Origin of the sequence: uncultured Rikenella sp., from assembly GCF_948810725.1 — a bacterium.
GTDB lineage: Bacteria > Bacteroidota > Bacteroidia > Bacteroidales > Rikenellaceae > Rikenella.
This window is the reverse complement of sequence record NZ_CAQIVA010000064.1, coordinates 1-7,940: the sequence shown is the minus strand read 5'-3', so window position 1 is coordinate 7,940 and position 7,940 is coordinate 1. Positions and strand designations below refer to the sequence as shown.

Below are 7,940 nucleotides of genomic sequence, written 5' to 3'. Positions count from 1 at the left end.
TACCGTTCCGCATCCTCGTCGCTCACATTGACCCAGAACTGGTAGAACTTATACGGCGACGTATATCGCGGATCGAGCCAGACATTACCGCTCTCGGTCTTGCCGAACTTCGTCCCGTCGGCCTTCTTGATGAGCGGGCAGGTCAGCGCGAAAGCCTCTCCGTTGGCTTTCCGCCGAATGAGTTCGGTACCGGTGGTGATATTCCCCCACTGATCCGATCCACCGAGTTGCAATTTGCAGTTTTTGGTTTCGTACAAGGTCAGAAAGTCGAATCCCTGCACGAGCTGGTAGGTAAATTCGGTGAACGACATCCCCTCTCCCTCGCCGTTGAACCGCTTCTTGACCGAGTCCTTGGCCATCATGTAGTTGACGGTGATGAGTTTCCCGATGTCGCGGATAAACCCGAGGAAGGTTTGGCCCTTCATCCAATCGTAGTTGTTCACCATTTCGGCCGCATTGGGCGCGTCGCTGTCGAAGTCGATCAGCTTGGAGAGCTGGGCTTTGATAGCGGTCTGATTGTGCCGCAAGGTCTCTTCGTCCAGCAGGTTACGTTCGAGCGACTTGCCGCTCGGGTCTCCGATCATACCGGTCGCTCCGCCGATCAGCGCCAGCGGTTTGTGGCCGCACCGTTGAAAGTGTTTGAGCATCATCACGCCCACGAGATGACCGATATGCAGCGAATCGGCTGTCGGGTCGAAGCCCAGATAAGCCGTAGTCATCTCTTTTTTGAGCTGTTCGACAGTTCCGGGCATCATATCGTGTATCATGCCGCGCCAGGTGAGTTCCTCGATAAAGTCCATCGGTTTTTGATTTTTTGTGCGTAAAGATAGCGTTTTTTCAGCCGTGTTGTGGCGGAATATTCGGGAAAGGCTCCGCCCCGGGCTACCGCATCCACGATGCGGGAGGGGCGATCGGCGTGGGTAACTACGGCTACAGTTGGTCGTCTGCGGTAAGCGGCATTAATGGGCGGCTTTTGTGGTTTCAAACACAAGGGCTCTCGCCCAATCCGGCGGACGGTCGTGCCTATGGTCGTCTGTTGCGTTGCCTCTCGGAATAAACGGTGCCGCTCGGCACTCGAAAGCTGGCTGGAGCTACCCCAAAAACAACGGATAGCCTTTATCCTCATATGGGTTGAATTTCTGCGGTTCGAATGAACCGCGCGGGCCGGACGCCTCCCCTCGGGAGGCCCGCAAACTCACGATGTTCGTTGCGTTCCGCCCGGGCGTCCAACCCGCCCCAAAGCACAGCCAATGCTCTGCCCCAATTCTGTCGGGTGCGGGCTGCGGCGTCCGGCCCGGGCATCGAAGATACCCCGCCGCAAGCCCGGCGACCTAAAGGTCGCATAAGCACAGCTCAAGGCTCAGCCACCAACACCACCCAAATCCAAGCCTCATGCTCGGCCCAACGCAGCGCAAAAACCGTAACCGGTTTTTACGCCTGAAGAACTGGCACGGTCCAGTCTCAGCCTCACTGCGGCTCCGCTGTCGCTCTGCCGCGTTTTCGCACGCCTTGCGCGATTCATTCTATTTCGGCTCACCGCCGAAATAGTTGAATCGCTCCTTTAGGCGGCGGCGCGCGATCCTGTCATTGCCCCGGCTAGAACTGTTCCTTTTGTGAACAAAAGGAACCGAAAAAACTTTAGACGGATGTTTACGCATCCTCCAGCTGCCGACGGCCCAACTCTTTGTTCGCGCGCCTGGGGAAATCTTGTCAAAACGCGCCAGCGCATTTTGACGATTTCCTTCTAAGGCGTGGCGCGCATCTTTGACTACAGAAGGGGACTGCGCTCGGGCCGCGCGGGCCCCACGTCCCGTGGACGGGCGAAACTGCGTTTCGCTAAGGCAGCCTTGGCCCAACTCTCTGTCCGCGCGCGGGCCAAAAGGTAAAGACAACTCTAACAAAACACCCAACGGGCGCACCACCGGGACGAAAGCGATACACAGCATCGCTTAATCAACTCGCCCCCTACCCCTTCGCCCGCCCCAGTTTCGGAGCACGTTCGAACGGTTTGTCCCGATCGAACAGGTAACGGTAAGTCACATGTCGTTTACACTTCGCCGCCCGTACATAGCTCTCGACCATACGCATCATCAACGGGTTGAAATCGCCGATCCAGGCAAGCTCCAGCGAGCTGTACCGCTCCGGATTCCGCTCGACATACTGTTCGAACCGCCGGATCATCCCCGCCTCGACCCCTCGCCCCTGAAACTCGGCCGCCACGCCGAACACCACACCGAACAACCGCCCCTTCCGGCGTCGTACCTTAAGCCGCCAAAGCAACCGGAGTTTGTTCCACAACCCGAAACGCCCGTGAAAATCCTGAATCAGCACATTCAGGTCGGGCACGATCACGAAAAAGCCGATCGCCTGCTCCTTGTAGAAGGCAAAATAGAGCACCTTCGGATCGACGATCGGAGCCATCGCTCTGACCATCTCCAACGCATGCTCGAAATCCATCGGTTTCACCCCCGAAAACTGAGCCCAACCGCTGTTATAAACCGTCATGAAGTCCCGCGCCACCTTCTTTTTATCGCTCATATCGACCGCTTCGAACCGATAGTCCGGATTGGCAAACAACCGTTCGGCCTTCCGGTACAACGCCTCGGGCATGACATTCACCGTCAACTCCCGCAGATAGGTATGCTGGTCGAAATAGTTCCGGAAACCGTAGGTCTCGAACAACCGTGCATAGTAAGGCGGGTTGTAGTTCATCCCGTACAGCGGCAGGGTAAAGCCTTCGACCAGCACCCCCCACCACTTCAGCCGGTCTCCGAAGTTGATTGAACCGTCCATCGCCTCCATCCCGCGCTCGGCCAGCCATTCGCGAGCCGCATCGAACAGCACGTTCGCGGCCTTCTGGTCGTCGATGCACTCGAAAAAGCCGCATCCGCCGGTCGGCTGGGCCTCTTCGGCGCTCTGCTCGCGGTTGTAAAACGCAGCGATCCGCCCTACGATCCGCCCCTCCTTACTGCTATCGTGCAAGGTCCAACGCACGGCCTCTCCGCCCTCGAACAAGGGATTCTTCGCCGGATCGAATACTTCGGCGATATCGGGCTCCAGGGGCTCGACCCACATGGGATCGGCACGATAGATAACCCGGGCCATCCGAATGAATTCGAGCGATTCTCTCGCACTTTTCACCTCCCGCAATACATAATTCCCCATATTTAACTAATTTTAACTATTAAACTTTCTTTTGTTGCACCTTATCGGGAGGGTACTGTTCTCTTTGTGAACAAAGAGAACCAGAAAAACTTTAGGCGGATGCTGACGCATCCTCCAGCTGCCGGCGGCCCAAATCTCAGACTCTTCTTTGGGCCGGGAGTTGTAGCGCGCTAATGCGAGCTAAACCTTTGGCGCGCTACAACCCCGCCCCAAACACAATCGCGAAGACTGAGGACTGCGGAGCCTGAGGCGTAGCGTAGCTGGCATAAAAGTTTACCTTAAGGTTTCCTCCTTGCGCCTCGGCCATTCAAGTAAACTTGATGGCAACTCGGCTGCTGCGTCGGTTTTGGTGCCGCTTTTTCCAAAAAGCGGCAGTTCCAGCCGGATAGGAGCAGAAAAAATGAATGATTACAGACAAAAATAGGGATAAAATGGGGAAGTACAGCGAGAAATTTTTTGTAGACATTGACTTTCATAACCTTATGCGCCAGCGGATTACCCGGATTCTTCTGGTGTGCAGCTCCTACGACCAGTTCACCCTCGAAGAAGACGGCCATATCGACGCCCAGATCGTTCGGGAATACAGCGACCTGAACCTGAGCAACCCACCCGCCTTCATCCGCGTCAGCTCCGGGCTCGAAGCCCTCGAAAAGCTGCGGAACGGCGAGACCTTCGACCTCATTATCACCATGTTCAACATCGGCGAGATGGACGTTTTCACCCTCTCGCGGAAAGTGCGGGAGCTGCGGCCCGGAATCCCCTTCATCCTGATGAGCTCCTTCTCGCGCGAAGTCGCCCGGCGCGTGATGGAAGCCGACACCACCGCCATCGACTACATGTTCAGCTGGCAGGGCAACGCCGACCTGATCCTCGCCATCATCAAGATGCTCGAAGACCGGATGAACGCCCGCGAAGACATCCTCGGAATCGGCGTGCAGGCCATTCTGCTCGTCGAAGACAACGTCCGGTTCTACTCCGCCTACCTGCCCGACCTCTACCGCACCGTCATCCGCCAAACCAACGAATTCGTCCGCGAAGCCCTCAACGAGCAGCAGCGGATACTCCGCAAACGCGCCCGCCCCAAGATTCTCTTCGCCCGCTCCTACGACGAAGCCGTCGAGCACTACGAACGCTACAAAGACCACCTGCTGGGGATCATCTCCGACGTCTCGTTCCGGCGCAGCGACGACCGGCCCGAACCCGACCCGCACGCCGGCGTCAAACTCTGCCGGCTGGTGCTCGCCGACCGTCCCACCATGCCCGTGGTGCTGCAATCCACCAGCCTCGAACACCGTCGCGACGCCGCCGAGCTGGGGGCCGACTTCATCTACAAACGCTCGCCCGACCTGTTGGGCGAACTGGCCGACTTCATCGATCGGCGGATGGCCTTCGGCGACTTCGTCTTCTACGACCCCCTGACCGGTGACGAGATCGCCCGGGCGCGCGACCTGGGCGAGATGCAGAACGCGCTGGAACGGATTCCGACCGACGTGATGACCTACTACACGGCCCAGAACATGCTCTCGAAATGGCTCTACGCCCGGGGTATCTTCTCGCTGGCCCACATGCTGCGGGCGATGACCAACAGCATGTTCGAGACGCCGGACGAGATGCGCGAGTTCACCCTCCGGGCCATCAAAGGCTACCGTCGGCAGATGGGCCAGGGCGTCGTGGCCGAGTTCGACCCGGCCACCTACAACCAGTTCATCAGCTTCGCCCGCAGCGGCAACGGCTCGCTGGGCGGCAAGGCCCGCGGGCTGGCCTTTATCGGCAATATGCTCGAAACCTACAAACTCTATGACAAATGGGAGGGAGTGCGGGTGACCATTCCGCGGACGCTGGTGCTGGCTACCGACCATTTCGACCGCTTTATCCGCGAAAACGGGTTGCAGTCCTTGCAGGGAGTGGATCTGGACGACGCGGAGATCCTCTCCGAGTTTTCCGGCTCCCGGCTGCCGGACAAGGTGGTCGAAGACCTTCGGGTATTTCTGCGGAATGTGAAGCGGCCGCTGGCCGTGCGGTCGAGCTCTAAACTGGAGGACTCGCACTTCCAGCCCTTCGCGGGGATATACTCCACCTACATGGTGCCGCGCGTGGCCAACGAGGATCAGATGATCCGCATGTTGGGCAAGGCGATCAAGGGGGTCTACGCCTCGGTCTACTACCGGGCGAGCCGGGCCTACATCGAGGCGAGTTCGAACAGTCTGGCCGACGAGAAGATGGGGGTGGTGATTCAGGAGATTTGCGGAACGGAGGACGAGGGGTACTACTTTCCGACCTTGTCGGGGGTGGCGCGCTCGCTCAACTTCTACCCGATCGGCGACGAACGGCCGGAGGACGGGATCGCCAACATCGCGCTGGGGCTGGGCAAATTAGTGGTCGAGGGAGGGATTACGCTGCGTTTTTCGCCGGCCTATCCGCAACGCGTGCTGCAACTCTCGACGCCGGAGCTGATGTTGCGCGACACGCAACGGATGATGTACGCCCTGTCGCTCGATCCGTCGCGGCTGCGGACGTCGACGGACGACGCGGTGAATCTGGTGCGGTTCGAGATCCCGAAGGCGGCCCATTTCCGCAACATGAAGTACGTGGCCTCGACGTGGGACGCACTGAACCAGTCGGTGAGCGACTCGCCGAACGAGCCGGGGCGCAAGCTGATCACCTTCGCGCATATCCTGAAGTACGACACGTTCCCGCTGGCCGAGATTCTGCGGGAGCTGCTGCGGATCGGGGCGGAGGAGATGAAGTCGCCGGTGGAGATCGAGTTTGCGGTCAACATGGACGTGCCGTACGGAAACGAGAAGATATTCAACTTCCTGCAAATCCGCCCGATTGCGGAGGCGACGCAGCGCGACCGGCTGGAGTGGTCGTCGCCGGAGGGACGGCCGGAGGGGGCTATTCTCTATGCGGAGTCGGCTTTGGGGCTGGGAAAGATCGAGGGGTTGCGGGACATCATCTATGTCAAGCCGGGGCGGTTCGAGCGTTCGGAGACGCCGCAAATGGCGGAGGAGATCGACGCGCTGAACACGGCGATGAAGAGGGAGGGGCTGAACTATGTGCTGGTGGGACCGGGGCGCTGGGGGTCGAGCGACCCTTGGCTGGGGATTCCGGTGAAGTGGCCGCAGATTTCGGAGGCGCGGGTCATCGCAGAGTGCGGTCTGGAGGATTTCCGGGTCGATCCGTCGCAGGGGACGCACTTTTTCCAGAATCTGACGTCGTTCGGGGTGGGCTATCTGACGCTCAACCCGGCGATCGGAGACGGGGTGTTCGACGCCGGGGCCTTAGAGGCGCTGCCGTGCACGGCGGAAACGGCGCATTTCCGGCGGGTGAGCGTCCCGGAGGATCTGTTCGTCTTCGTGGACGGGCGCAACAACCGGGGCATCGTCCGCCTGGCTCGGGAGGCTGCGGAGGCCGATGACTAAGGTCTTCTTTCTCGTTGTGTACAGCGGCAAAAACGTCTTATCCTGCTTTCGAGGGCCGACCGTCCCCGCCCCGGGCTACCGCGACGCGGGGTACTTCAATGCTCCGGGCAGACTGAGCGGTGTCGGTAACAACGGGTTCGGCTGGTCTGCCGCCACGAGCGGTATCTACGGCTTACATTTGAGTTTCTACGTGACGTGGCTCGACCCGCAAGATATACTTCATCGCGGCCACGGTCTTCAGTTGCGTTGCCTCTCGGAATAAACGGGGGTGCCCGCTCGGCACGTGAATACTAGCGAGAACACCCCAAGCGGTAACCTCGACCCCCACTTGAAGTCGAGGCAGGTCGATTGCCTGGGGTAGACACGGCCAGCTTTCGCGTGCCGAGCGGCACCGCCCCGGGCTACCGCGACGGAGGAAACAACAACCGATGGGGAAATCTGACGGGTGTCGGATACGACGGATTCAGTAGCTCGTCCACAGCCAGCAATACCGGTCATGGCAGTTTGTACTTCAACATGCAATACTTCAACTCCGGCAGTACAACTATCCGCGGCCACAGTTTTCCGTTGCGTTGCCCCTCGGAACAAACGGGGGAAGTGCCGTGTCTTTTTAATGGCAACTTCGTTTGGGAACTGTCTCCTGCGGTTCGCAGAACCGCGCGGGCCGGACGCCTCCCCCTCGGGAGGCCCGCAAACTCACGGAGTTCGTTGCGATCCGCCCGGGCGCCCGGCCCACAAAAGCTATCCCCCAGTCACCGCCCGGCTGTCATGTTCGGCCTGTCGCCCATCCCCCCGAAGCCGCTACGGGGCTTGGACGACGAGGCCGGCGACCTAAAGGTCGCAGGAGCTCGGCTCATTCATCGCCCTATTCTCGGAAGTTCGTCCTCGGCGCGCCCCCCACGCGCCGCTATGGCGTCGCTCTCGACCTATAGCAGTTCGCCACCAGCGGAGAGCAGCAACGAGCTCCGACGAGTTGCAGCCCGCCGCGTGGAGTGACGGCGAACTGCGCGAATCGAAGAGCCGCAAAAGCACGACCAAGAGCTCGCCCCAATTCTTTCGTGTTCGGCCTGTCGCCTAGGCGACAAGGCCGGCGGCTCAGAGAGCCGAGCTATTGTTCTGGGTTTAGGCGGGTTGAAGCCTGCGGGGCCTAAAACGAGCATGGCAAGTTGCGGGCCTCCGCGGTCAGAGGCTTCGGCCCGCGCGCCTCTACGAGTCGCAAAAGCACAGCCCAACCCACGGCCCAAAGCACTGCCCTGTGTCTGCCTCACTGCGGCTCTGCTTTCGCTCCGCCGCGTTTTTCGTCGCCCGCTGGGATTTCATCTCGATTTTGCTCACCGCAAAACGAGTGAAATC

The 7,940-nt window shown here is 59.7% G+C and carries 5 protein-coding genes; 3 read left to right on the top strand and 2 right to left on the bottom strand.

Annotated elements, in window-relative coordinates; translation table 11 throughout:
- Positions 1 to 800 (bottom strand): tyrosine--tRNA ligase (tyrS, locus tag Q9S52_RS10060; protein WP_304709014.1); only part of this gene is annotated, 800 nt, incomplete at its 3' end.
- 14 nt (positions 801 to 814) lie between these two features.
- Between tyrS and Q9S52_RS10055 the strand changes: the two genes are divergently transcribed.
- Complete coding sequence (locus Q9S52_RS10055; RefSeq protein ID WP_297625185.1) at positions 815 to 1,057, top strand: hypothetical protein; 243 nt, start codon at positions 815 to 817, stop codon at positions 1,055 to 1,057.
- 908 nt (positions 1,058 to 1,965) lie between these two features.
- Here Q9S52_RS10055 and Q9S52_RS10050 read toward each other — a convergent pair.
- Positions 1,966 to 3,165, bottom strand: coding sequence for a hypothetical protein (locus Q9S52_RS10050; RefSeq protein WP_304709013.1), 1,200 nt, complete (start codon positions 3,163 to 3,165; stop codon positions 1,966 to 1,968).
- A 404-nt stretch (positions 3,166 to 3,569) separates the two neighbouring features.
- Here Q9S52_RS10050 and Q9S52_RS10045 point away from each other — a divergent pair, with 404 nt between their 5' ends.
- Both Q9S52_RS10045 and Q9S52_RS10040 read left to right on the top strand, forming a co-directional pair.
- A complete protein-coding gene (locus Q9S52_RS10045; RefSeq protein ID WP_304709012.1) occupies positions 3,570 to 6,587 on the top strand; it encodes a PEP/pyruvate-binding domain-containing protein in 3,018 nt (1,005 codons plus the stop codon).
- Between the two features lie 16 nt (positions 6,588 to 6,603).
- Positions 6,604 to 6,849 (top strand): hypothetical protein, encoded by a 246-nt coding sequence (locus Q9S52_RS10040; RefSeq protein WP_304709011.1) that lies wholly within the window; start codon positions 6,604 to 6,606, stop codon positions 6,847 to 6,849.
- The last annotated feature ends 1,091 nt before the right edge of the window (positions 6,850 to 7,940 follow it).